This window comes from Vibrio tubiashii ATCC 19109 (assembly GCF_000772105.1).
GTDB classification, from domain to species: domain Bacteria; phylum Pseudomonadota; class Gammaproteobacteria; order Enterobacterales; family Vibrionaceae; genus Vibrio; species Vibrio tubiashii.
This window is the reverse complement of sequence record NZ_CP009354.1, coordinates 3,139,223-3,164,261: the sequence shown is the minus strand read 5'-3', so window position 1 is coordinate 3,164,261 and position 25,039 is coordinate 3,139,223. Positions and strand designations below refer to the sequence as shown.

14 protein-coding genes, 6 tRNA genes and 6 rRNA genes are annotated in these 25,039 nt (G+C 47.7%); 20 read left to right on the top strand and 6 right to left on the bottom strand.

What is annotated here, in order from left to right; genetic code table 11:
• The first annotated feature begins 12 nt into the window (after nucleotides 1-12).
• The 13 genes from fre (at nucleotide 13) to IX91_RS14455 (ending at nucleotide 12,196) form a co-directional block, all read left to right on the top strand.
• Entirely contained in the window at nucleotides 13-726 is a 714-nt protein-coding gene (fre, locus tag IX91_RS14515) for an NAD(P)H-flavin reductase (RefSeq protein WP_004745489.1), read from the top strand.
• A gap of 508 nt (nucleotides 727-1,234) precedes the next feature.
• Nucleotides 1,235-2,787, top strand: a 16S ribosomal RNA gene (locus tag IX91_RS14510).
• A 66-nt stretch (nucleotides 2,788-2,853) separates the two neighbouring features.
• Nucleotides 2,854-2,930: transfer RNA gene (locus IX91_RS14505), tRNA-Ile, on the top strand.
• A 43-nt stretch (nucleotides 2,931-2,973) separates the two neighbouring features.
• Nucleotides 2,974-3,049 (top strand) — tRNA-Ala (locus IX91_RS14500).
• Nucleotides 3,050-3,343: 294 nt separating this feature from the next.
• A 23S ribosomal RNA gene (locus tag IX91_RS14495) occupies nucleotides 3,344-6,233 on the top strand.
• A gap of 91 nt (nucleotides 6,234-6,324) precedes the next feature.
• Nucleotides 6,325-6,440: ribosomal RNA gene (gene rrf / locus IX91_RS14490) — 5S ribosomal RNA — on the top strand.
• Nucleotides 6,441-6,756: 316 nt separating this feature from the next.
• Nucleotides 6,757-8,309 (top strand): 16S ribosomal RNA (locus IX91_RS14485).
• 88 nt (nucleotides 8,310-8,397) lie between these two features.
• Nucleotides 8,398-8,473, top strand: a tRNA-Glu gene (locus IX91_RS14480).
• Nucleotides 8,474-8,475: 2 nt separating this feature from the next.
• Nucleotides 8,476-8,551, top strand: a tRNA-Lys gene (locus IX91_RS14475).
• 30 nt (nucleotides 8,552-8,581) lie between these two features.
• A tRNA-Val gene (locus IX91_RS14470) sits at nucleotides 8,582-8,657 on the top strand.
• 333 nt (nucleotides 8,658-8,990) lie between these two features.
• Nucleotides 8,991-11,880 (top strand): 23S ribosomal RNA (locus IX91_RS14465).
• Nucleotides 11,881-11,971: 91 nt separating this feature from the next.
• A 5S ribosomal RNA gene (gene rrf / locus IX91_RS14460) occupies nucleotides 11,972-12,088 on the top strand.
• Together the 16S, 23S and 5S rRNA genes with 6 tRNA genes alongside form the textbook arrangement of a ribosomal RNA operon.
• Before the next feature lie 31 nt (nucleotides 12,089-12,119).
• A tRNA-Asp gene (locus IX91_RS14455) sits at nucleotides 12,120-12,196 on the top strand.
• Between the two features lie 205 nt (nucleotides 12,197-12,401).
• Here IX91_RS14455 and IX91_RS26775 read toward each other — a convergent pair.
• Genes IX91_RS26775 through hemC form a run of 5 tightly spaced genes read right to left on the bottom strand, consistent with a single transcriptional unit; the run spans nucleotide 12,402 to nucleotide 17,031 of the window.
• Entirely contained in the window at nucleotides 12,402-12,902 is a 501-nt protein-coding gene (locus IX91_RS26775; RefSeq protein WP_038550600.1) for a hypothetical protein, read from the bottom strand.
• A 35-nt stretch (nucleotides 12,903-12,937) separates the two neighbouring features.
• Nucleotides 12,938-14,125: a heme biosynthesis protein HemY gene (locus IX91_RS14445; RefSeq protein ID WP_004745012.1), complete on the bottom strand. Its 1,188-nt coding sequence runs from the start codon at nucleotides 14,123-14,125 to the stop codon at nucleotides 12,938-12,940.
• A complete protein-coding gene (locus IX91_RS14440; protein ID WP_004745013.1) occupies nucleotides 14,125-15,339 on the bottom strand; it encodes a uroporphyrinogen-III C-methyltransferase in 1,215 nt (404 codons plus the stop codon). Before IX91_RS14440 ends, IX91_RS14445 begins: the two co-directional genes overlap by 1 nt.
• A gap of 3 nt (nucleotides 15,340-15,342) precedes the next feature.
• Nucleotides 15,343-16,086 carry a uroporphyrinogen-III synthase gene (locus tag IX91_RS14435; protein WP_004745014.1) on the bottom strand — a complete coding sequence of 248 codons (744 nt, stop codon included), beginning with the start codon at nucleotides 16,084-16,086 and terminating at the stop codon, nucleotides 15,343-15,345.
• Between the two features lie 6 nt (nucleotides 16,087-16,092).
• The gene (hemC, locus tag IX91_RS14430; protein WP_004745015.1) at nucleotides 16,093-17,031 is read right to left on the bottom strand and encodes a hydroxymethylbilane synthase; all 939 of its coding nucleotides are present in this window, start codon (nucleotides 17,029-17,031) and stop codon (nucleotides 16,093-16,095) included.
• 335 nt (nucleotides 17,032-17,366) lie between these two features.
• Between hemC and IX91_RS14425 the strand changes: the two genes are divergently transcribed.
• On the top strand, nucleotides 17,367-19,895 hold the full coding sequence (locus IX91_RS14425) for a class I adenylate cyclase (protein ID WP_004745016.1): 2,529 nt from the start codon (nucleotides 17,367-17,369) through the stop codon (nucleotides 19,893-19,895).
• Nucleotides 19,896-19,948: 53 nt separating this feature from the next.
• On the opposite strand, the gene cyaY is transcribed toward IX91_RS14425, so the two are convergent.
• Entirely contained in the window at nucleotides 19,949-20,263 is a 315-nt protein-coding gene (gene cyaY / locus IX91_RS14420) for an iron donor protein CyaY (RefSeq protein ID WP_004745017.1), read from the bottom strand.
• Between the two features lie 75 nt (nucleotides 20,264-20,338).
• On the opposite strand from cyaY, the gene lptM reads away from it, so the two are divergent.
• From lptM to yigB, 6 genes are read left to right on the top strand one after another with little or no spacing between them, the layout of a single operon-like run.
• A complete protein-coding gene (lptM, locus tag IX91_RS27025) occupies nucleotides 20,339-20,458 on the top strand; it encodes an LPS translocon maturation chaperone LptM (RefSeq protein WP_004745018.1) in 120 nt (39 codons plus the stop codon).
• 30 nt (nucleotides 20,459-20,488) lie between these two features.
• Nucleotides 20,489-21,742, top strand: a complete 1,254-nt coding sequence (gene lysA / locus IX91_RS14410; RefSeq protein ID WP_004745019.1) for a diaminopimelate decarboxylase — start codon at nucleotides 20,489-20,491, stop codon at nucleotides 21,740-21,742.
• 10 nt (nucleotides 21,743-21,752) lie between these two features.
• The gene (gene dapF, locus IX91_RS14405; RefSeq protein WP_004745020.1) at nucleotides 21,753-22,583 is read left to right on the top strand and encodes a diaminopimelate epimerase; all 831 of its coding nucleotides are present in this window, start codon (nucleotides 21,753-21,755) and stop codon (nucleotides 22,581-22,583) included.
• Between the two features lie 48 nt (nucleotides 22,584-22,631).
• Nucleotides 22,632-23,336, top strand: a complete 705-nt coding sequence (locus tag IX91_RS14400; RefSeq protein WP_004745021.1) for a DUF484 family protein — start codon at nucleotides 22,632-22,634, stop codon at nucleotides 23,334-23,336.
• Complete coding sequence (gene xerC / locus IX91_RS14395) at nucleotides 23,308-24,237, top strand: tyrosine recombinase XerC (RefSeq protein WP_004745022.1); 930 nt, start codon at nucleotides 23,308-23,310, stop codon at nucleotides 24,235-24,237. Before IX91_RS14400 ends, xerC begins: the two co-directional genes overlap by 29 nt.
• Nucleotides 24,237-24,959 (top strand): 5-amino-6-(5-phospho-D-ribitylamino)uracil phosphatase YigB, encoded by a 723-nt coding sequence (gene yigB / locus IX91_RS14390; RefSeq protein ID WP_004745023.1) that lies wholly within the window; start codon nucleotides 24,237-24,239, stop codon nucleotides 24,957-24,959. Before xerC ends, yigB begins: the two co-directional genes overlap by 1 nt.
• Nucleotides 24,960-25,039: the final 80 nt, after the last annotated feature.

Here is a 25,039-nt window from a genome sequence, read left to right as displayed (position 1 = left end):
TAAGAGGAAACCATGACTATTCAATGTAAAGTAAAGTCAATCCAGCCGTTGGCTTGCAATACTTACCAAATTCTATTGCACCCAGAAAGCCCAGTAAGTTTTAAAGCTGGCCAGTACCTGATGGTTGTTATGGGTGAAAAAGATAAAAGACCATTTTCTATTGCGAGCAGCCCATGTCGCCATGAAGGTGAACTGGAACTGCATATCGGTGCTGCAGAACACAATGCTTACGCTCACGAAGTAGTAGAAGCGATGAAAACTGCACTGGAGCAAGACGGTGAGATTACTATCGACGCGCCACACGGCGATGCTTGGATCCAAGAAGAGAGTGAGCGTCCTATTTTGTTGATCGCAGGTGGTACTGGCTTTAGTTATGTGCGTTCTATCCTCGATCATTGCATCGCACAAAACAAAACTAACCCTATCTACTTATATTGGGGTGGGCGTGACGAATGCCAGCTATACGCGAAACCAGAACTTGAAGAGATTGCGGCGAATAATCGTAATGTTCAGTTTGTACCTGTAATAGAAGATGCTCCTGCGGAATGGCAAGGAAAAGTAGGTAATGTTCTTCAAGCGGTAGAGCAAGATTTCGATTCGTTAGCAGAGTATGACATCTATATCGCTGGACGCTTTGAAATGGCGGGCGCTGCGCGCGAGAAATTTACCCTCAATAAGCAAGCTCAAGCAGAAAGAATGTATGCCGATGCTTATGCTTTTATATAAAGCTTAAGAATTCAGGTTAAAAAGGGAGCGTTTTGCTCCCTTTTTTTATGCTTTTGCATACAAATTCAACGAACGGTCATTTTTTTCAATTTTATTTGAAAAAGGGCTTGCGCTTAAATCTCAACTCCCTATAATGCGCTTCCACTGACACGGCAGACGCCACAAGGCTTCAGCGAAAAGTCAGTAAAGCCAACTAGCGAAGTTTCAACTCAAATTTAGTGAAACAAAAAATTCAAAAAAGTGTTTGACACTTCAAATTGAAACGCTAGAATGGCTGCCTCTTCCGAAGTGATGTAAGTCACAAAGAAGAAAGCTCTTTAACAATATAAACCTATCAATCTGTGTGGGCACTCGTTGATGATAATCCAAATAGATATTTCTCTAAATAAAGAGGGGTATCAATTTAGGTTTCAATGATACGAAGTGACCATTGAATCTTCGGATTCAGCACAGTCAATTCAAACATTACTTATGTAATGTTCAGTATTCATTGAGCCGACAAAATCTTAAATTGAAGAGTTTGATCATGGCTCAGATTGAACGCTGGCGGCAGGCCTAACACATGCAAGTCGAGCGGAAACGAGTTAACTGAACCTTCGGGGAACGTTAACGGCGTCGAGCGGCGGACGGGTGAGTAATGCCTGGGAAATTGCCCTGATGTGGGGGATAACCATTGGAAACGATGGCTAATACCGCATAATAGCTTCGGCTCAAAGAGGGGGACCTTCGGGCCTCTCGCGTCAGGATATGCCCAGGTGGGATTAGCTAGTTGGTGAGGTAAGGGCTCACCAAGGCGACGATCCCTAGCTGGTCTGAGAGGATGATCAGCCACACTGGAACTGAGACACGGTCCAGACTCCTACGGGAGGCAGCAGTGGGGAATATTGCACAATGGGCGCAAGCCTGATGCAGCCATGCCGCGTGTATGAAGAAGGCCTTCGGGTTGTAAAGTACTTTCAGCAGTGAGGAAGGTGGTGTCGTTAATAGCGGCATCATTTGACGTTAGCTGCAGAAGAAGCACCGGCTAACTCCGTGCCAGCAGCCGCGGTAATACGGAGGGTGCGAGCGTTAATCGGAATTACTGGGCGTAAAGCGCATGCAGGTGGTTTGTTAAGTCAGATGTGAAAGCCCGGGGCTCAACCTCGGAATTGCATTTGAAACTGGCAGACTAGAGTACTGTAGAGGGGGGTAGAATTTCAGGTGTAGCGGTGAAATGCGTAGAGATCTGAAGGAATACCGGTGGCGAAGGCGGCCCCCTGGACAGATACTGACACTCAGATGCGAAAGCGTGGGGAGCAAACAGGATTAGATACCCTGGTAGTCCACGCCGTAAACGATGTCTACTTGGAGGTTGTGGCCTTGAGCCGTGGCTTTCGGAGCTAACGCGTTAAGTAGACCGCCTGGGGAGTACGGTCGCAAGATTAAAACTCAAATGAATTGACGGGGGCCCGCACAAGCGGTGGAGCATGTGGTTTAATTCGATGCAACGCGAAGAACCTTACCTACTCTTGACATCCAGAGAACTTTCCAGAGATGGATTGGTGCCTTCGGGAACTCTGAGACAGGTGCTGCATGGCTGTCGTCAGCTCGTGTTGTGAAATGTTGGGTTAAGTCCCGCAACGAGCGCAACCCTTATCCTTGTTTGCCAGCGAGTAATGTCGGGAACTCCAGGGAGACTGCCGGTGATAAACCGGAGGAAGGTGGGGACGACGTCAAGTCATCATGGCCCTTACGAGTAGGGCTACACACGTGCTACAATGGCGCATACAGAGGGCGGCCAACTTGCGAAAGTGAGCGAATCCCAAAAAGTGCGTCGTAGTCCGGATTGGAGTCTGCAACTCGACTCCATGAAGTCGGAATCGCTAGTAATCGTGGATCAGAATGCCACGGTGAATACGTTCCCGGGCCTTGTACACACCGCCCGTCACACCATGGGAGTGGGCTGCAAAAGAAGTGGGTAGTTTAACCTTCGGGGGGACGCTCACCACTTTGTGGTTCATGACTGGGGTGAAGTCGTAACAAGGTAGCCCTAGGGGAACCTGGGGCTGGATCACCTCCTTATACGATGATTATTGCGATGAGTGTTCACACAGATTGATATGTTTATACACGTTAAGAGACGATACTGGGTCTGTAGCTCAGGTGGTTAGAGCGTTCGCCTGATAAGCGAGAGGTCGGTGGTTCAAGTCCACTCAGACCCACCAATCTTCCTCCCAGAAGAATTGGCACACAGTATCAACACCTGATGGGGCTATAGCTCAGCTGGGAGAGCGCCTGCCTTGCACGCAGGAGGTCAGCAGTTCGATCCTGCTTAGCTCCACCATCTTTAAGCGCATTTGCGTAAGTGTTCTTAAAAATGGTTTCGAAAGAAATCTAGCTCTTTAACAATTTGGAAAGCTGACGAATAACAACAATCCCCATCTCTTTGAGATGCGTTGTTATTCAAATTAAAAGTTCTCAAATCCTAATTCTATGAATTAGGTACCAACACACATTCAAGTGTTCTTGGAAACATCCTTGCGATGTTTAATATTTGAGTCCGGCAAAATCGTGTCTGCACATGTATAAAAATGCAGACAACTTTGGTTGTTTAAACAGAGACCCTTTGGGGTTGTATGGTTAAGTGACTAAGCGTACACGGTGGATGCCTTGGCAGTCAGAGGCGATGAAAGACGTAGTAACTTGCGATAAGCCCAGATTAGGTAGTAACAACCATTTGAGTCTGGGATTTCTGAATGGGGAAACCCAACTGCATAAGCAGTTACTGTTAACTGAATACATAGGTTAACAGGGCGAACCGGGGGAACTGAAACATCTAAGTACCCCGAGGAAAAGAAATCAACCGAGATTCCGAAAGTAGCGGCGAGCGAAATTGGACTAGCCCTTAAGCTTTTAATGAGACAGGTGAATGAGCTGGAAAGCTCAGCGATACAGGGTGATAGCCCCGTAACCGACATCTCATCATCAGTGAAATCGAGTAGGGCGGGACACGTGATATCCTGTCTGAATATGGGGGGACCATCCTCCAAGGCTAAATACTACTGACTGACCGATAGTGAACCAGTACCGTGAGGGAAAGGCGAAAAGAACCCCTGTGAGGGGAGTGAAATAGAACCTGAAACCGTGTACGTACAAGCAGTAGGAGCACCTTCGTGGTGTGACTGCGTACCTTTTGTATAATGGGTCAGCGACTTATATTCAGTAGCAAGGTTAACCATCTAGGGGAGCCGTAGAGAAATCGAGTCTTAACTGGGCGTCGAGTTGCTGGATATAGACCCGAAACCAGGTGATCTAGCCATGGGCAGGTTGAAGGTTGAGTAACATCAACTGGAGGACCGAACCGACTAATGTTGAAAAATTAGCGGATGACTTGTGGCTAGGGGTGAAAGGCCAATCAAACCTGGAGATAGCTGGTTCTCCCCGAAATCTATTTAGGTAGAGCCTCGGACGAATACTACTGGGGGTAGAGCACTGTTAAGGCTAGGGGGTCATCCCGACTTACCAACCCTTTGCAAACTCCGAATACCAGTAAGTACTATCCGGGAGACACACGGCGGGTGCTAACGTCCGTCGTGGAGAGGGAAACAACCCAGACCGCCAGCTAAGGTCCCAAATTATAGCTAAGTGGGAAACGATGTGGGAAGGCTTAGACAGCTAGGATGTTGGCTTAGAAGCAGCCATCATTTAAAGAAAGCGTAATAGCTCACTAGTCGAGTCGGCCTGCGCGGAAGATGTAACGGGGCTAAGCTATAAACCGAAGCTGCGGCAATGCGATTTATCGTATTGGGTAGGGGAGCGTTCTGTAAGCCGTTGAAGGTGGATTGTAAAGTCTGCTGGAGGTATCAGAAGTGCGAATGCTGACATGAGTAACGATAAAGGGGGTGAAAAACCTCCTCGCCGGAAGACCAAGGGTTCCTGTCCAACGTTAATCGGGGCAGGGTAAGTCGACCCCTAAGGCGAGGCCGAAAGGCGTAGTCGATGGGAAACGGGTTAATATTCCCGTACTTCTTACAATTGCGATGGGGGGACGGAGAAGGCTAGGTGGGCCTGGCGACGGTTGTCCAGGTTCAAGTGCGTAGGCTTGAGAGTTAGGTAAATCCGGCTCTCTTTAAGGCTGAGACACGATGTCGAGCTACTACGGTAGTGAAGTCATTGATGCCATGCTTCCAGGAAAAGCCTCTAAGCTTCAGATTGTAAGGAATCGTACCCCAAACCGACACAGGTGGTCGGGTAGAGAATACCAAGGCGCTTGAGAGAACTCGGGTGAAGGAACTAGGCAAAATGGTACCGTAACTTCGGGAGAAGGTACGCTCTTGACGGTGAAGTCCCTTGCGGATGGAGCTATTGAGAGTCGCAGATACCAGGTGGCTGCAACTGTTTATTAAAAACACAGCACTGTGCAAAATCGTAAGATGACGTATACGGTGTGACGCCTGCCCGGTGCCGGAAGGTTAATTGATGGGGTTAGACGTAAGTCGAAGCTCTTGATCGAAGCCCCGGTAAACGGCGGCCGTAACTATAACGGTCCTAAGGTAGCGAAATTCCTTGTCGGGTAAGTTCCGACCTGCACGAATGGCGTAATGATGGCCACGCTGTCTCCACCCGAGACTCAGTGAAATTGAAATCGCTGTGAAGATGCAGTGTACCCGCGGCTAGACGGAAAGACCCCGTGAACCTTTACTACAGCTTGGCACTGAACATTGACCCTACATGTGTAGGATAGGTGGGAGGCTTTGAAACCGGTACGCCAGTATCGGTGGAGCCGTCCTTGAAATACCACCCTTGTAGTGTTGATGTTCTAACTTAGACCCGTTATCCGGGTTGAGGACAGTGCCTGGTGGGTAGTTTGACTGGGGCGGTCTCCTCCCAAAGAGTAACGGAGGAGCACGAAGGTGGGCTAATCACGGTTGGACATCGTGAGGTTAGTGCAATGGCATAAGCCCGCTTGACTGCGAGAATGACAATTCGAGCAGGTGCGAAAGCAGGTCATAGTGATCCGGTGGTTCTGTATGGAAGGGCCATCGCTCAACGGATAAAAGGTACTCCGGGGATAACAGGCTGATACCGCCCAAGAGTTCATATCGACGGCGGTGTTTGGCACCTCGATGTCGGCTCATCACATCCTGGGGCTGAAGTCGGTCCCAAGGGTATGGCTGTTCGCCATTTAAAGTGGTACGCGAGCTGGGTTTAGAACGTCGTGAGACAGTTCGGTCCCTATCTGCCGTGGGCGTTGGAAGATTGAAGGGGGCTGCTCCTAGTACGAGAGGACCGGAGTGGACGAACCTCTGGTGTTCGGGTTGTGTCGCCAGACGCATTGCCCGGTAGCTAAGTTCGGAATCGATAACCGCTGAAAGCATCTAAGCGGGAAGCGAGCCCTGAGATGAGTCTTCCCTGACCCCTTGAGGGTCCTAAAGGGTTGTTCGAGACTAGAACGTTGATAGGCAGGGTGTGTAAGCGTTGTGAGGCGTTGAGCTAACCTGTACTAATTGCCCGTGAGGCTTAACCATACAACACCCAAAGGGTTTTGATGGACTCAAAGCAAGAACTTTGAATGTGTAACTACAGAACTTAAAACAGCTTTCCGAATTAAAGAATTTGCTTGGCGACCATAGCGATTTGGACCCACCTGATTCCATGCCGAACTCAGAAGTGAAACGAATTAGCGCCGATGGTAGTGTGGGGCTTCCCCATGTGAGAGTAGGACATCGCCAGGCTTTAATTTCGACTTTGTCTGCTTTGTAGACAAGTCACCATAAATCTTTAAGTTTTCTTAGAGTTTTATGTTGACTTACTGAGTCAATAGCGTATTATACGCGTCCTGCTTAAGTACTAAGGTACTGAAAGCAAAGCTCTTTAACAATATAAACCTATCAATCTGTGTGGGCACTCGTTGATGATAATCCAATTAGAAACTTCGGTTTCAAATTAGGTTTCAATGATACGAAGTGACCAACGAGTCGAAAGACTCAGCACAGTCAATTCAAACATTACTTATGTAATGTTCAGTATTCATTGAGCCGACAAAATCTTAAATTGAAGAGTTTGATCATGGCTCAGATTGAACGCTGGCGGCAGGCCTAACACATGCAAGTCGAGCGGAAACGAGTTAACTGAACCTTCGGGGAACGTTAACGGCGTCGAGCGGCGGACGGGTGAGTAATGCCTGGGAAATTGCCCTGATGTGGGGGATAACCATTGGAAACGATGGCTAATACCGCATAATAGCTTCGGCTCAAAGAGGGGGACCTTCGGGCCTCTCGCGTCAGGATATGCCCAGGTGGGATTAGCTAGTTGGTGAGGTAAGGGCTCACCAAGGCGACGATCCCTAGCTGGTCTGAGAGGATGATCAGCCACACTGGAACTGAGACACGGTCCAGACTCCTACGGGAGGCAGCAGTGGGGAATATTGCACAATGGGCGCAAGCCTGATGCAGCCATGCCGCGTGTATGAAGAAGGCCTTCGGGTTGTAAAGTACTTTCAGCAGTGAGGAAGGTGGTAGTGTTAATAGCACTATCATTTGACGTTAGCTGCAGAAGAAGCACCGGCTAACTCCGTGCCAGCAGCCGCGGTAATACGGAGGGTGCGAGCGTTAATCGGAATTACTGGGCGTAAAGCGCATGCAGGTGGTTTGTTAAGTCAGATGTGAAAGCCCGGGGCTCAACCTCGGAATTGCATTTGAAACTGGCAGGCTAGAGTACTGTAGAGGGGGGTAGAATTTCAGGTGTAGCGGTGAAATGCGTAGAGATCTGAAGGAATACCGGTGGCGAAGGCGGCCCCCTGGACAGATACTGACACTCAGATGCGAAAGCGTGGGGAGCAAACAGGATTAGATACCCTGGTAGTCCACGCCGTAAACGATGTCTACTTGGAGGTTGTGGCCTTGAGCCGTGGCTTTCGGAGCTAACGCGTTAAGTAGACCGCCTGGGGAGTACGGTCGCAAGATTAAAACTCAAATGAATTGACGGGGGCCCGCACAAGCGGTGGAGCATGTGGTTTAATTCGATGCAACGCGAAGAACCTTACCTACTCTTGACATCCAGAGAACTTTCCAGAGATGGATTGGTGCCTTCGGGAACTCTGAGACAGGTGCTGCATGGCTGTCGTCAGCTCGTGTTGTGAAATGTTGGGTTAAGTCCCGCAACGAGCGCAACCCTTATCCTTGTTTGCCAGCGAGTAATGTCGGGAACTCCAGGGAGACTGCCGGTGATAAACCGGAGGAAGGTGGGGACGACGTCAAGTCATCATGGCCCTTACGAGTAGGGCTACACACGTGCTACAATGGCGCATACAGAGGGCGGCCAACTTGCGAAAGTGAGCGAATCCCAAAAAGTGCGTCGTAGTCCGGATCGGAGTCTGCAACTCGACTCCGTGAAGTCGGAATCGCTAGTAATCGTGGATCAGAATGCCACGGTGAATACGTTCCCGGGCCTTGTACACACCGCCCGTCACACCATGGGAGTGGGCTGCAAAAGAAGTGGGTAGTTTAACCTTCGGGAGGACGCTCACCACTTTGTGGTTCATGACTGGGGTGAAGTCGTAACAAGGTAGCCCTAGGGGAACCTGGGGCTGGATCACCTCCTTATACGATGATTATTGCGATGAGTGTTCACACAGATTGATGGTTTATGTAGTTTAAGAGATAGAACATCCCCCAAGATGTTCAACTTAGTGTCCCGTTCGTCTAGAGGCCTAGGACACCGCCCTTTCACGGCGGTAACAGGGGTTCGACTCCCCTACGGGATACCATTGGGTCGTTAGCTCAGTTGGTAGAGCAGTTGACTTTTAATCAATTGGTCGCAGGTTCGAATCCTGCACGACCCACCATTCTTCTCCACGAAGAATTAAAACTTATGTGGGCGATTAGCTCAGTTGGGAGAGCACCTGCCTTACAAGCAGGGGGTCACTGGTTCGAGCCCGGTATCGCCCACCATTCTCTAAGTATTTTTGGATTAGGATTTCCAAACCACTTCAGTAAATAGTATGTGGTTGGAATTTTCGACGCCGAAAGTCTTTAGAAAATGTACTTCCTTGTGAAGAAACATGCTCTTTAACAATTTGGAAAGCTGACGAATAACAACAATCCCCATCTCTATGAGATGCGTTGTTATTCAATTAAAAGTTCTCAAATCCTAAAACTATGTTTTTAGGTACCAACACACATTCAAGTGTTCTTGGAAATTTGAGTCCGGCAAAATCGTGTCTGCACATGTATAAAAATGCAGACAACTTTGGTTGTTTAAACAGAGACCCTTTGGGGTTGTATGGTTAAGTGACTAAGCGTACACGGTGGATGCCTTGGCAGTCAGAGGCGATGAAAGACGTAGTAACTTGCGATAAGCCCAGATTAGGTAGTAACAACCATTTGAGTCTGGGATTTCTGAATGGGGAAACCCAACTGCATAAGCAGTTACTGTTAACTGAATACATAGGTTAACAGGGCGAACCGGGGGAACTGAAACATCTAAGTACCCCGAGGAAAAGAAATCAACCGAGATTCCGAAAGTAGCGGCGAGCGAAATTGGACTAGCCCTTAAGCTTTTAATGAGACAGGTGAATGAGCTGGAAAGCTCAGCGATACAGGGTGATAGCCCCGTAACCGACATCTCATCATCAGTGAAATCGAGTAGGGCGGGACACGTGATATCCTGTCTGAATATGGGGGGACCATCCTCCAAGGCTAAATACTACTGACTGACCGATAGTGAACCAGTACCGTGAGGGAAAGGCGAAAAGAACCCCTGTGAGGGGAGTGAAATAGAACCTGAAACCGTGTACGTACAAGCAGTAGGAGCACCTTCGTGGTGTGACTGCGTACCTTTTGTATAATGGGTCAGCGACTTATATTCAGTAGCAAGGTTAACCATCTAGGGGAGCCGTAGAGAAATCGAGTCTTAACTGGGCGTCGAGTTGCTGGATATAGACCCGAAACCAGGTGATCTAGCCATGGGCAGGTTGAAGGTTGAGTAACATCAACTGGAGGACCGAACCGACTAATGTTGAAAAATTAGCGGATGACTTGTGGCTAGGGGTGAAAGGCCAATCAAACCTGGAGATAGCTGGTTCTCCCCGAAATCTATTTAGGTAGAGCCTCGGACGAATACTACTGGGGGTAGAGCACTGTTAAGGCTAGGGGGTCATCCCGACTTACCAACCCTTTGCAAACTCCGAATACCAGTAAGTACTATCCGGGAGACACACGGCGGGTGCTAACGTCCGTCGTGGAGAGGGAAACAACCCAGACCGCCAGCTAAGGTCCCAAATTATAGCTAAGTGGGAAACGATGTGGGAAGGCTTAGACAGCTAGGATGTTGGCTTAGAAGCAGCCATCATTTAAAGAAAGCGTAATAGCTCACTAGTCGAGTCGGCCTGCGCGGAAGATGTAACGGGGCTAAGCTATAAACCGAAGCTGCGGCAATGCGATTTATCGTATTGGGTAGGGGAGCGTTCTGTAAGCCGTTGAAGGTGGATTGTAAAGTCTGCTGGAGGTATCAGAAGTGCGAATGCTGACATGAGTAACGATAAAGGGGGTGAAAAACCTCCTCGCCGGAAGACCAAGGGTTCCTGTCCAACGTTAATCGGGGCAGGGTAAGTCGACCCCTAAGGCGAGGCCGAAAGGCGTAGTCGATGGGAAACGGGTTAATATTCCCGTACTTCTTACAATTGCGATGGGGGGACGGAGAAGGCTAGGTGGGCCTGGCGACGGTTGTCCAGGTTCAAGTGCGTAGGCTTGAGAGTTAGGTAAATCCGGCTCTCTTTAAGGCTGAGACACGATGTCGAGCTACTACGGTAGTGAAGTCATTGATGCCATGCTTCCAGGAAAAGCCTCTAAGCTTCAGATTGTAAGGAATCGTACCCCAAACCGACACAGGTGGTCGGGTAGAGAATACCAAGGCGCTTGAGAGAACTCGGGTGAAGGAACTAGGCAAAATGGTACCGTAACTTCGGGAGAAGGTACGCTCTTGACGGTGAAGTCCCTTGCGGATGGAGCTATTGAGAGTCGCAGATACCAGGTGGCTGCAACTGTTTATTAAAAACACAGCACTGTGCAAAATCGTAAGATGACGTATACGGTGTGACGCCTGCCCGGTGCCGGAAGGTTAATTGATGGGGTTAGACGTAAGTCGAAGCTCTTGATCGAAGCCCCGGTAAACGGCGGCCGTAACTATAACGGTCCTAAGGTAGCGAAATTCCTTGTCGGGTAAGTTCCGACCTGCACGAATGGCGTAATGATGGCCACGCTGTCTCCACCCGAGACTCAGTGAAATTGAAATCGCTGTGAAGATGCAGTGTACCCGCGGCTAGACGGAAAGACCCCGTGAACCTTTACTACAGCTTGGCACTGAACATTGACCCTACATGTGTAGGATAGGTGGGAGGCTTTGAAACCGGTACGCCAGTATCGGTGGAGCCGTCCTTGAAATACCACCCTTGTAGTGTTGATGTTCTAACTTAGACCCGTTATCCGGGTTGAGGACAGTGCCTGGTGGGTAGTTTGACTGGGGCGGTCTCCTCCCAAAGAGTAACGGAGGAGCACGAAGGTGGGCTAATCACGGTTGGACATCGTGAGGTTAGTGCAATGGCATAAGCCCGCTTGACTGCGAGAATGACAATTCGAGCAGGTGCGAAAGCAGGTCATAGTGATCCGGTGGTTCTGTATGGAAGGGCCATCGCTCAACGGATAAAAGGTACTCCGGGGATAACAGGCTGATACCGCCCAAGAGTTCATATCGACGGCGGTGTTTGGCACCTCGATGTCGGCTCATCACATCCTGGGGCTGAAGTCGGTCCCAAGGGTATGGCTGTTCGCCATTTAAAGTGGTACGCGAGCTGGGTTTAGAACGTCGTGAGACAGTTCGGTCCCTATCTGCCGTGGGCGTTGGAAGATTGAAGGGGGCTGCTCCTAGTACGAGAGGACCGGAGTGGACGAACCTCTGGTGTTCGGGTTGTGTCGCCAGACGCATTGCCCGGTAGCTAAGTTCGGAATCGATAACCGCTGAAAGCATCTAAGCGGGAAGCGAGCCCTGAGATGAGTCTTCCCTGACCCCTTGAGGGTCCTAAAGGGTTGTTCGAGACTAGAACGTTGATAGGCAGGGTGTGTAAGCGTTGTGAGGCGTTGAGCTAACCTGTACTAATTGCCCGTGAGGCTTAACCATACAACACCCAAAGGGTTTTGATGGACTCAAAGCAAGAACTTTGAATGTGTAACTACAGAACTTAAAACAGCTTTCCGAATTAAAGAATTTGCTTGGCGACCATAGCGATTTGGACCCACCTGATTTCCATGCCGAACTCAGAAGTGAAACGAATTAGCGCCGATGGTAGTGTGGGGCTTCCCCATGTGAGAGTAGGACATCGCCAGGCTTTAAATTTAGACTTAGAGTCTAACCAGTGCGGAGCGGTAGTTCAGTTGGTTAGAATACCGGCCTGTCACGCCGGGGGTCGCGGGTTCGAGTCCCGTCCGCTCCGCCACTTATTCTAGACCTCAGCAGCAATGCTGAGGTCTTTTTGTATCTACGGGATTATTTTGCTCTGCGACCAACGAGTCCCGCTTGCCCGCAAGCCCGGCCGTCAGCCACTTATTTAGAAAGCCTAGTCTTACGACTAGGCTTTCGTCGTTTTAGAAGCCCGTTGCTGACGCAACGGGCTTCTTGCGTTTAAGGGGGAATGGAACGGGCTACGCCCTATGGAAATCGGGAACCGCTTCGCTGCTGGAATGGACTTCGTCCTGCGAGAGGTGAGTGTTGATATTAAGTTGGTAGAGCCGATAGTTTCGAAGGTGTTGACAGCACTCGTCTCCTAAAAGACACAATCCTCCAGTTCTCCAGTTCTCCAGTTCTCCAGTTCTCCAGTTCTCCAGTTCTCCAGTTCTCCAGTTCTCCAGTTCTCCAGTTCTCCAGTTCTCCAGTTCTCCAGTTCTCCAGTTCTCCAGTTCTCCAGTTCTCCAGTTCTCCAGTTCTCCAGTTCTCCAGTTCTCCAGTTCTCCAGTTCTCCAGTTCTCCAGTTCTCCAGTTCTCCAGTTCTCCAGTTCTCCAGTTCTCCAGTTCTCCAGTTCTCCAGTTCTCCAGTTCTCCAGTTCTCCAGTTCTCCAGTTCTCCAGTTCTTCGTAGGACGAACTCCGTGCAGCCCTTAATGTTTTTCGAATCGCGCCGTATTGATTAGATATAAAAAAAGCCACTCGATCGAGTGGCTTGGTTATTGGTATTTGCTTTACTAAGCAGCAGGATCTTTGATAAGCGTGAGTGCCTTCTTCGACACTTCATGAGCTGCTTTAGTTAGGTTCTGCTTTTCTAGTGCGTCAGAAAGGTAACCGTAGTCTGATACATTAGAGCGTACAGACAGTGCCTTCTCTAGGTGCTGCTGAGCCTCACTCCATTCTTCATTGCGTAAATGGAACTGAGCGATGGCGCTGTGCGCTTCCGCATTATTCGCGTCTTTACGTAGAGCGCCTTCTAGGAAAGTCACTACTGGGTGATTATCGGCAAGCTTAAGCTCTGGCAATAGAGCGTAGAGGTCAGAGTTAGGGTGCTTTTTAAGTGTCTCTTTGATTAAAGTAAACGCTTCATTATCTGCTTGGCGCGAGATCAGCTGCTTAGCGAAACACTCAACAAGGTGAGCATCTACTTTCGCTTTACGCGGTAGACCATTCCAATGGGCAATGAGGCCTTCACTGCCTTTCTGTTCTGCTACATCGCTAAGCAGTCCGCATTGTGCGCGTTGCATCAAAGGCTCTTGCTCTTCTTTAGAGACAATTTTGTTTTTGACTAACTTAGGCAGTAGATCTAACAGCGGCTGCCATAGCTTTAGCTCAATATACACTTGCTTAAGAAGGTTCAAGACAATGGCGTTATTGGGATAGCTGCCCTTTATGTTCGAGAGCGTATCGAACGCATCGTTGTAGTTAGCATCACGGATCTGCTGCTTAGCGCGGGTAAGTTCTACGGCTAACTGCGAATCTTTCTGCTGAGAAGCTAACTCTAGGTAATGGTCACGCTGTTGGTTGTTACCCATACCTTGCGCTGCTTCCGAAGCGACTAAGTAGCAGAGCAGTGGCATGTCGTGATGGTTTGCCCAGCGAGTGACCTTTTTCTCTGCCAATTTGAAGTCACCCTCTAGCAACTTGATGATGCCTTCATTGGTATAACGGCGTGAGCGGCGCATTTTACGCACGCTGAACCAGTTCCAGGTTGCTGAACTCGCGCTAAGAGCTCGTTTAATCAAGAACTCTAAACCAAATAGAGCGGCGAGTGCGGCGATAACAAAGATAACCAGAGTCGTAACGCTCATCTCGATGGTTTTATTTGCCACCGAGATTAATACGTAGCCTTGTTGGCCCGCGTATTGAGTCCCGGCAAACAAGCCTAAGCCTAGAACGACAAAGAGGAAAATAATTCGAAACATTAGTTTTCCTCCGTCACTAGGGTGGTGACTTCTCGGCGTAAGCGGTCACGAATCACATCAGAGAGCTGCTGCTGTGTTTCCAGTTTGACTGGGTACTCAACTTGCACCGTCTGTTTGCTTAACAGTTCAAGCGCCTTATTGAACTCTTTTACTTCATTAGAATCTTGGTTAAAGAAGGTCGCTGACCATTTATCCGCAGTCGTTAATGCTGTGCTGTAGATATCTTGCTGCTCGACGTAAACAGCTTTGATTGCGGTCTCTAGCTTAGCTTTAATATTCTCTTTCAAGTAAAAGTGTTGCTGTGGAGAAAGTAGTGGGATGACATTGCCATCACGAGTTCTAAACGTTATGAAGTTCTCTGAGAAATCTTTTAGAGACGTCATTAAGTTATTTTGCCAGTCGTTCACATCTTCAGAAACAACCTGTTTTTCAACTTGTTGTGCTTCTGGTAATAGTGCATTGGCCAATGGCAGGCTATCTACTTGCTGTTGCAGTGAAGTGATACGTAGTACTAAGCCTTCTCTGTCGACCAGAGGAACCGTTTTTAGTTTGGTGATGTCGTTAGCCATAGATTTACGCAAAGGCACTAGGCTTGGGTCATTAAGCGCCGCAATTCTTTGGTCGGCACTTTCCATCAGTTTGGTCGCACTAACGGCATCGTGCTCTAAGAACAGTTTTCTACCCGCTAGTTTAACTAAGTAATCGGCTTCTGCGAGCAGCCAGTCATTTGGTCGGCGACCTTTCACGTCAGCTACCGCAACTTGTAGGCTTTCGATACTTTTTTGCTGCTGCTCAAGAACGGTTTCAGCACGGTGGGTAATTTCTGTCGCTTTGGCAATAGCTTGTTGCTTAGTTGAATCGAGTTCTGACTGAACACTGGTTTGAGTTTGCTTTAGCTGAGCTTGAAGAGCATCTATCTGCGCTTGATATTGAGCATTCTTTTGCTGCATTTGGAAAGTGAGACCGCCGCCTATCAATAAAGAGATGACAATGCCGATAGTGCCAAGTTTTACGCCGCGCTTACCTTGCTTCTCTTCAAACTCAGGTTGTTTAGTTGCGGCAGACTTGGCTTCAGGCTGAGAGGCTTGTTCAACGGCCGGTTGTTCCGCTTTTGTTTCAGTAGTATCAGACGCGTTTGTTGCTTTGCTTATTTCCTCTGCCGATTTTTTTTCTTGGTCAGGGATATTGTTATCGTTGTTATTTTTTTTGGTCATTACTTATTGTCCTGTTTCACTTGGCCGGAGAGCAGCCAGTAATACTTTATTAGAGGCACTGAAGGTGTTGGTAACAACTTTAAAACCGACTTCTCGTGCTTGTTGCGCTATCCGCTCACTGGGTACATACAGATGGAGCGTAAACAGCCAGGCCTTATGCTCATCAGTTAGTTGAGAAATAAAATAACTAAGCTGACCTGAACTGGTGATGACTAATTGAGTTATTTTTTCATTTTGCCAGATAGGTACGAGCAAATCTGAGCGGAAAGCTAGGTTTTCTCGTTTATACACCTCGCGATATTCAACTTGAGCGCCACGGGCGACTAGAGTATCGAATATCAACTCTCGCCCTCCATTGCCACGCAGAATCAGGATCTTTTTGTTGGCGATAGAGAGTAAGGCGTCTTGTAGTAGCAGATGTTCACTATCACTGACTTCTGGGTAGTGTACTGTTTGTCGGGTTGCTTTGCTTAAAACGTGTGCAGTTTTTTGACCAACGGCAAGGTAGGTCGTGCCATTGGGCCAACTTTGCTCAAGTTTTTGCAGGTATCTATCGGTAGACGTCACCGCATGCTGACTGACGGCGATGATAATATCGAAATGAGAAATGGAAGTTTCCAGCCCTTCGAGTTGCTCTCCGGGCTGAATGTCTATCAAAGGTTGGTGATGGCTTTCAATACCAACCTCTGACAGCTTGTTACATAGCGAGCGGCCTTGTTGTCCCGGCCGAGTGACCAGTACTGCCATAAGGTGTTACTCGTGCTCAGCGTATAGCTTGGTTAAGATCTCTTTCGCACCTTGGTCGAGTAGCTGGTTGGCAAGCTCAATACCTAGAGCTTCAGCATCAGTACGAGAGCCACGAATCTCACCACGAACGATCTTTGAACCATCAGGTTCGCCGACCAAAGCGCGTAACCAGATGTTGTCGCCATCAATTAGAGAGTAACTACCAATCGGTACCTGACAGCCGCCCTCTAGAGTGAGGTTCATCGCACGCTCACACAATACGCGATCGGCGGTTTCTTTGTGGTTGAGTGGTTCTAGTAACTTAATTAGGCGTTCGTCATCAAGACGACATTCAATGCCTACAGCGCCTTGTCCTACCGCCGGTAGAGATTGTTCTGGTTCGATAAAGCTCTTGATGCGCTCTTCTAACTCAAGGCGTTTCAAGCCAGCGGCAGCAAGAATGATGGCATCGTATTCGCCTGCGTCTAGTTTACCTAGGCGAGTGCCGAGGTTGCCACGTAGCTCTTTGATTACTAAATCTGGGCGAGATTCTTTTATCTGACATTGACGACGTAAGCTGCAAGTACCTACTACGGCACCCTGAGGTAGCTCATCAATATTGTTATAGGTATTTGAAACGAATGCGTCACGAGGATCTTCACGTTCACAGATCGTCACTAAACCAAGACCTTCAGGGAAATCGACAGGGACATCTTTCATTGAATGAACGGCAAGGTCGGCGCGTCCTTCTAACATAGCCACTTCTAGCTCTTTAACGAACAAGCCTTTACCACCTACCTTTGCTAAAGGTGTATCTAGGATGATGTCGCCTTTGGTTACCATCGTCACTAGCTCAACTTCTAAACCAGGGTGAGCAGCCATTAAAGCGTCTTTAACATAGTGAGCTTGCCAAAGGGCAAGAGGGCTTTTGCGCGTCGCAATTCGAATTGGAGTTTGTTGAGTCATAGTGTTCTGCAGATAACAAAATAATGGCTTAATCCTACCATTGTCAGCTAGAAAAGTATTATTGCTTATTCGACCGCATGAGGCTTAGGTGTTTGCTAGCACAAAATGATTAAAAGAGTGTGACTAAGGTCTCGTTTGTAAAATAGGCTATTATTATTAATAGAAGTTACGTACCACACTAAGAGCGACAACTTCGGATGGGCAAAATTGTGTCGAATCGATCGTACATTTCTTTACCAACTCAAAGAAAAGTGATAGATTGATCACGTTTTGTTGGTGCTTTAGAACAATTAATAGTCAAAGTGCCATCTAGGATATGAACCAAGGAAACCCCCTTGCAGGCTTACACCAAGACGCTAATTAAAAGACTTGATAACCTAAACCAGCAACGTGTTGAGCGTGCGCTGGCTCTTATGGATTTGCCAAGTCAGCGTGTGTTCCATCTGATCCCAACACTGCTTCATTTCAATCATCCAGTTATTCCTGGTTATTTTGACGCGCAAGTACCATTCGGTGTTCGCGAGTTTGAATTGAATGACATCCAGCAACAGTTTGTTGAAGATACTCAGTTAACGATTGGTCAGCCGCTTACTACCAGTGACAACCCAGCGATCTTGGGTCTGTACACTATGGGCAGTACTTCCTCGATTGGTCAAAGTACTTCCAGTGATCTAGATATCTGGGTGTGCGTTTCGCCAAGCATGAGTTGTGACGAACGTGAAAGTCTTACTAACAAATGTTTGCTGATCACCGATTGGGCTCAAACGCAGGGTGTGGAAGCCAACTTCTTCTTAATGGATGAAGAGCGATTCCGTTCAAATCACTCAGAAGAGATGACGGGTGATAACTGTGGTTCTTCTCAACACTTACTGCTGCTCGATGAGTTCTATCGCAGCGCAGTGCGTCTCGCCGGTCAACGTCTACTGTGGCAAATTGTTCCTCCTGAAATGGAAGAGTGCTACGACGAATACGTGAAAGACCTCTGTGGCAAAGGTTATATCGATTGTTCGAAATGGATTGATTTCGGTCAGCTTAATCGAATCCCTGCAGAGGAATATTTTGGCTCTAACTTATGGCAGTTATATAAGAGTATCGACTCGCCATATAAGTCAGTTTTAAAAGCCATATTGCTTGAAGCTTATTCGTGGGAGTACCCTAACACTCAACTCCTAAGCCTAGATACTAAGCGCCGTTTCTTTGCGCATGAGCCTGACCTTTATGGTATGGATGCGTATTATCTGATGCTAGAAAAAGTCACTCGCTATCTAGAGCGTATTGGTGATACCACTCGCTTAGATCTTGTGCGTCGTTGTTTTTATCTTAAAACGCACGAAAAGCTCTCTCGTGAGCCAAGTGTTGGCTCTGTTGCTTGGCGACGTGAAGCACTCTCTGACATGGTGCAGAAGTGGGATTGGGATAGCTCAGTGATCGCTGAACTTGATGACCGCCGTAATTGGAAGGTGGAGCAAGTAAAAGTGGTGCATCATGCGTTACTTGATGCCTTGATGCAGAGCTACCGTAACTTGATTCAGTTTGCGCGTCGTAATGACATTACTTCGGCGATCAGTCCGCAAGACATCAGTATTTTAGCGCGTAAATTGTATGCGGCATTTGAAGTACTGCCAGGCAAGGTGACACTACTTAACCCGCAGATTTCACCTGATTTGCACGAGTCAGACTTAACTTTTATTGAAGTGAGACCAGGGCGTACTAACCAGTCTGGCTGGTATTTGTATAAGCAACCTCTTACGCCACACCGTATTCTTGGTCAGGCGCCATTAGAGCACAACGAATATCTCAGTAAGCTTGTTGCTTGGTCTTTCTTTAACGGTCTAATCACTGAATCGACTCGATTGCATTCTGTTATCCGCGATGCGCATCTTGATATCGACAAGTTCTATCAGATGGTAAGTGATTTGCGTAATACCTTCTCACTTCGTAAGCGTCGTCCGACGATGCAGGCACTAGCTAGCCCGTGTGAGATTAGCCAGTTAGCGATGTTTATCAACTTCGAGAATGATCCAACGTCGGAGTTAAGCGGCAAATCACTTAAGCTTGATCCTAAAACGACCGATATTTTTAGTTTTGGTTCTGAGCAGAAGTGTTTAGTCGGCAGTGTCGACTTGGTTTATCGTAACTCTTGGCATGAAGTGCGTACTCTGCATTTTAAAGGCGAAACCGCCATGTTGGATGCCTTGAAAACGGTATTAGGTAAAATGCACCAAGATGCGATTCCGCCAGAGTCAGTTGATGTGTTCTGTTACAGCAAAAACCTGCGTGGTGTGATGCGTAATATGGTGTATCAGCTTCTTGCTGAATGTATAGATTTACGCTTAAAACCTGTTGAGCAAGAAAAGCGCCGCCGTTTTAAAGCTTTGCGTATTGGTCAGCAAACTTATGGTTTGTTCTTTGAGCGTCGTGGCGTTTCGGTACAAATGCTGGAAAACTCGGTCGACTTCTATCGCAGTATCTCAACCAATAAGTTGAAGGGTTCACCGCTGCTAATGCTTGATAAAGAGCAAGATTACCAGTTACCTGAAATTGTTGATGGGTTTGCCAGTGAGGGTCTGATTCAGTTCTTCTTCGAAGACAGTGAGCAAGGCTTTAATATCTATGTACTGGATGAAGCGAATCGCGTTGAAGTCTACCATCAGTTCAAAGGTGAGAAAGACGAGATGATCGCGAGCGTGAATAGTTTTTACACCTCGGTACAAGATGAGAATCCATTGTCTTCTAAGCTGATTAACTTCAACTTACCGCAGTATTATCAGATTGTTCACCCGGAAGATGATGAGTCTTACATTGTTCCGTATCGTAATGATGGGGCAAGCTACTCAAGACCGAGCAAAATCGTTAACGCCTAGATACAAAAAAAGAGCATCCACAGATGCTCTTTTTTATTGTTCTTAATGGGTGGTTATTCCCACTCAATGTCTTCATCGCAGTGCTTTTCACACTCTTGCTTAACCATGGCAATCAACTCAAGACCTGTTTTCGAGCAAGTCCACTGCTCTTCAACGAGCGCAAAGTGGAAACCGCCGGATTTAGAGGCTAGCCAGATCTCTTTCATTGGCTCTTGGCGGTTGATAATGATTTGACTACGGTCTTCAAACTCCAGTGTCATTACGTTTCCAGAAGTCTCGTAGTCGATGTCCGCACCTGAATCATCAATCATTTCCTCGATGATTTGCATTTGAACATCTACTAACTGATGAAATTCAGTATCGTTCATCTAATCTATCCTATTGCTTTTCTTGAGTGTGGTGCGATTATAGGGGGCATTGACAGAATAATCACGATAGAACCCATGAAAAAATCAATCTTAGCGCTATTTATCTTTTCAGTCCTTGGCTTAGCTGGCTGTGGTCAAACTGGACCTCTATACATGCCTGAAGACGCTCCACAAAAAGAGCAACCTTCACAATAAAACGATAATCAGAATATAAGGGAAAGTACTTTGGATTACTTCAACTATCAGGATGATGGCCAGCTATGGGCCGAAGACGTCTCATTGACTGAACTGGCGCAGCAGTTTGGTACACCACTTTATGTATACTCGCGCGCGACTCTAGAGCGCCATTGGCATGCTTTTGATAAGTCAGTCGGTCAGCACCCGCATCTTGTCTGTTACGCAGTCAAAGCGAACTCTAACATTGGTGTACTAAATGCTTTAGCACGTTTGGGTTCTGGCTTTGATATCGTCTCAGGTGGCGAGTTAGAGCGTGTGATTGCTGCTGGTGGTGAGCCAAGCAAAGTGGTGTTCTCAGGTGTCGGTAAAACCGCAGCTGAAATGAAGCGCGCGCTAGAGCTAGGCATTAAGTGCTTCAATGTAGAGTCTGAGCCAGAGTTAGAGCGCCTGAACAAAGTAGCTGGCGAGCTTGGTGTGAAAGCGCCAATTTCACTGCGTATTAACCCAGACGTTGATGCGAATACTCACCCTTATATTTCGACAGGTTTACGTGATAACAAATTTGGTATCGCGTTTGACCGTGCGCCTGCGGTTTACAAGTTTGCGCAAAGTCTAGAAAACCTCAATGTTCAAGGTATTGATTGCCATATCGGTTCACAGCTAACCGACATCGAGCCTTTCATTGATGCGACCGATCGATTGCTTGCGCTAATTGATGATCTTAAAGCACAAGGCATTACCATTAAGCACCTTGATGTGGGTGGTGGCTTAGGCGTTGTCTATCGTGATGAACTGCCACCAGAGCCTTCAGATTATGCTAAAGCACTGCTTGGCCGTTTGGATAACCATCAAGACCTTGAATTGATTTTTGAGCCAGGCCGAGCCATCGCTGCAAATGCCGGGCTGCTGCTGACTAAGGTTGAATTCCTTAAGCATACTGAGCATAAAAACTTCGCTATCATTGATGCCGCGATGAATGACTTGATGCGTCCTGCTTTGTACCAAGCTTGGCAAGATATTGTGCCAGTTGTGCCGCGTGAAGGCGAAGCCGTGACTTATGACCTAGTAGGGCCTATCTGTGAGACGGGCGACTTCCTAGGTAAAGACCGCGCATTAGTGCTGCAAGAGAACGATCTCTTGGCTGTGCGCTCTGCTGGAGCCTATGGTTTTGTGATGTCATCGAACTACAACACGCGCTGCCGAGCGGCAGAAGTGATGGTTGATGGTAAGCAAGCACACCTAGTTCGCCAGCGTGAAGAACTCTCTAGCCTATGGGCGCTTGAAAACGTACTTCCGGAGTAATTGGAGTCTTATGCATTTCCATTTTTCTAAAATGCACGGTCTGGGTAATGACTTCATGGTCGTTGATTGCATTACCCAGAACATTTTCTTTTCCCCTGATCTGATCCGCCGCTTAGCGGATCGTCATACTGGGGTGGGTTTTGACCAACTACTCGTGGTTGAAGCGCCATATGATCCAGAAACAGACTTCCACTATCGGATTTTTAATGCTGATGGCAGTGAAGTAGAACAATGTGGAAATGGCGCGCGCTGTTTTGCTCGTTTTGTGCGCATGAAAGGGCTGACCAATAAGTACAGCATCAGTGTCAGCACTAAGAAAGGCAAAATGGTTCTTAACATCGAGGAAGATGATCAGGTCACGGTTAATATGGGTGTGCCTGAATTCGAACCGAGTAAGATTCCATTTAAAGCTAAGCAAACGGAGAAGACCTACATCCTTCGTGCAGAAGACAAGACGCTTTTCTGCGGCGCAGTCAGCATGGGGAACCCTCATGTGGTGACTGTGGTTGATGATGTCGCGACGGCGGATGTTGATACACTGGGACCACTATTGGAATCTCATGAACGTTTCCCTGAACGCGTTAACGCTGGTTTTATGCAGATCGTAAGTCGCAATGAAGTGAACTTACGAGTGTACGAGCGCGGCGCAGGAGAAACTCAGGCTTGTGGCAGTGGTGCATGTGGTGCGGTTGCCGTTGGCGTTGTTCAGGGATTACTGGATGAGAAAGTCACGGTTAACTTGCCGGGTGGCTCGCTTAAAATAGCGTGGCTGGGCGAGGGAAAACCTCTCTATATGACAGGGCCTGCTACCCATGTGTTTGACGGTCAACTAAGCTGCTAATAGCCCCAACTATTATGGGTAGATAATAAGAAACAATAAGGAACAGACGTGTCTCAAATTGAAGCGGATGCGCTTACGGCAGAAGTGGTTGCCGAATACTTACGTGACAATCCGGACTTTTTTCATCATCGTCGAGATTTAGTCGATAGACTGGCGTTACCTCATCAAGAGCAAGGTGCTGTTTCATTAGTGCATGTACAAATGAACCGCCAACGCCAGCGTATTGAAGAGTTGGAAGAAGAGATCACCGCTTTAATGTCATTGGCAAAGAGTAATGATCGTACGTTCCATGAGTTTATGCAGCTCCAGGAACAAATCCTTAAGTGCGATTCATTGCTTTCGGTGGTGAAAGCGATTGAAGAAATGGCTAAATCACTCGATCTCATTGCTTATGTTCGTCTGTTGGATAACGAATCAAGTTACTATTCATTAAGCAAAGAAAATTACCAACGCTTTGCGACCAACCATCTCAATGGCAAGGGCGCTTACCTAGGCCGTATGCGTAAAGTGGATCGCGAATTGTTGTTTGGTGACAATCAACGTGCTCCGGAAATGGGCTCCTACGTGGTGTTACCACTACAGAAGAAATCCCTACAAGGTGTTCTGGTCTTTTCGAGCAGCGATGGCGGACACTTCCAACCGCATATGGATACTTTATTCTTGCGCCATCTAGCCTTAGTTCTTTCCCACCTAGTCGACAGCCTACCTTGGCAAAGCGAAGACCATGAGCGAATCACTAGCACCTCTGCCTAATGGTCTCCAACGGCCCCTTGAACGTTTCTACGAATATTTGCGTAGTGAAAAGGGGCTGAGCTTACATACTCAACGTAACTACAAACAACAACTTGAAACCATGGCGCAGCATCTGGCTCATTTGGGGCTAAAAGAGTGGCAACAGGTTGATGCGGGTTGGGTGCGTCAGTTAGCCAGTAAAGGTATGCGAGAAGGTATGAAAGCCAGCAGCTTGGCGACTCGATTATCTTCGCTGCGTAGCTTCTTTGATTTCTTGATCTTGCGTGGAGAAATGACGGCAAATCCTGCTAAAGGTGTCTCGGCACCGCGTAAGAAACGTCCACTGCCTAAAAACCTAGATGTGGATGAAGTGGGTCAACTACTTGAAGTGAACGAAGACGATCCATTAGCGGTACGCGATAGAGCCATGATGGAACTGATGTATGGGGCCGGTTTACGCTTGGCGGAATTGGTCAGTATTAATGTTAAAGATGTCAACTTCTCCGCTGGTGAACTTAGGGTTGTCGGTAAAGGTGACAAAGAGCGAAAGGTGCCTTTTTCCGGCATGGCGGCAGAGTGGGTTGCCAAGTGGTTGAAGCTAAGAGCTAGCGTAGCCAATAGTGATGAGAATGGTTTATTTGTCTCTAAACTAGGCGTAAGGATCTCACATCGCAATGTGCAGAAACGAATGGCAGAGTGGGGACAAAAGCAGTCGGTAGCCAGTCATATCAGCCCGCATAAATTGCGCCACTCTTTCGCCACGCATATGCTGGAATCGAGTAACAATCTGCGTGCGGTGCAGGAATTGCTCGGGCATGAGAATATCTCGACCACGCAAATCTATACTCACCTAGATTTTCAGCATCTTGCCGAAGTGTACGACCAGGCCCACCCAAGAGCGAAGAAGAAGGATAGCGAGTAATGCAGTTTTTCCGCCATTTGAAACCGATCCAAGCGATGACCTTCGACCTTGACGATACCCTTTATGATAATCACCCGGTCATTCGTCAAGTAGAGGCAAAAATGGTGGCTTGGCTGCATAAGCATCACCCTATCTCTGCAACGAAGACGTTGCGCTGGTGGTATGACTTAAAGCGCTCATTGGCGGAGGACGATCCTTGGCTGCTCAATGACGTCACGCTGTGGCGCTTTAAGCAGATTGAAAAGGGTTTATATATTCTTGGCTATCAGCCGCAGCAGGCAGAGCAGGCGGCGAACGAGGCTATTGATGAGGTGCTTCGCCTGCGTAGTGACTTTACTGTCCCGCAGGAGTCACATGAGGTAATGGCAGAACTCGCTAAGCGCTTACCATTAGTTGCGATAACCAATGGTAATGTTGATGTTGAGAAGATCGGCTTATCTGATTACTTTTCTTTAGTATTAAAGGCTGGACCAGATGGTTACGCAAAGCCACATCCACAGCTATTCAATAAAGCTCAATCTTTCTTATCTGTGCCTGACGAGAATATTTTGCATGTCGGAGATCACTTAATTTCTGATGTGGTAGGGGCGAAGAAAAGTGGCTTTCAAGCCTGTTGGTATAATGATCAAGGTGTGAACATTTACCAGGTCAATAAAGCTCGCATACTACCAGATGTTGAAGTGAATCGTTTACATGACTTATTGCTATTGAGTGAGATATAAATAACATCTGACCAAAACAACACTTTTCATATTGGTTTAGTTGGATTACGGTATAGCAAAACATAAATCTAATTAAACAA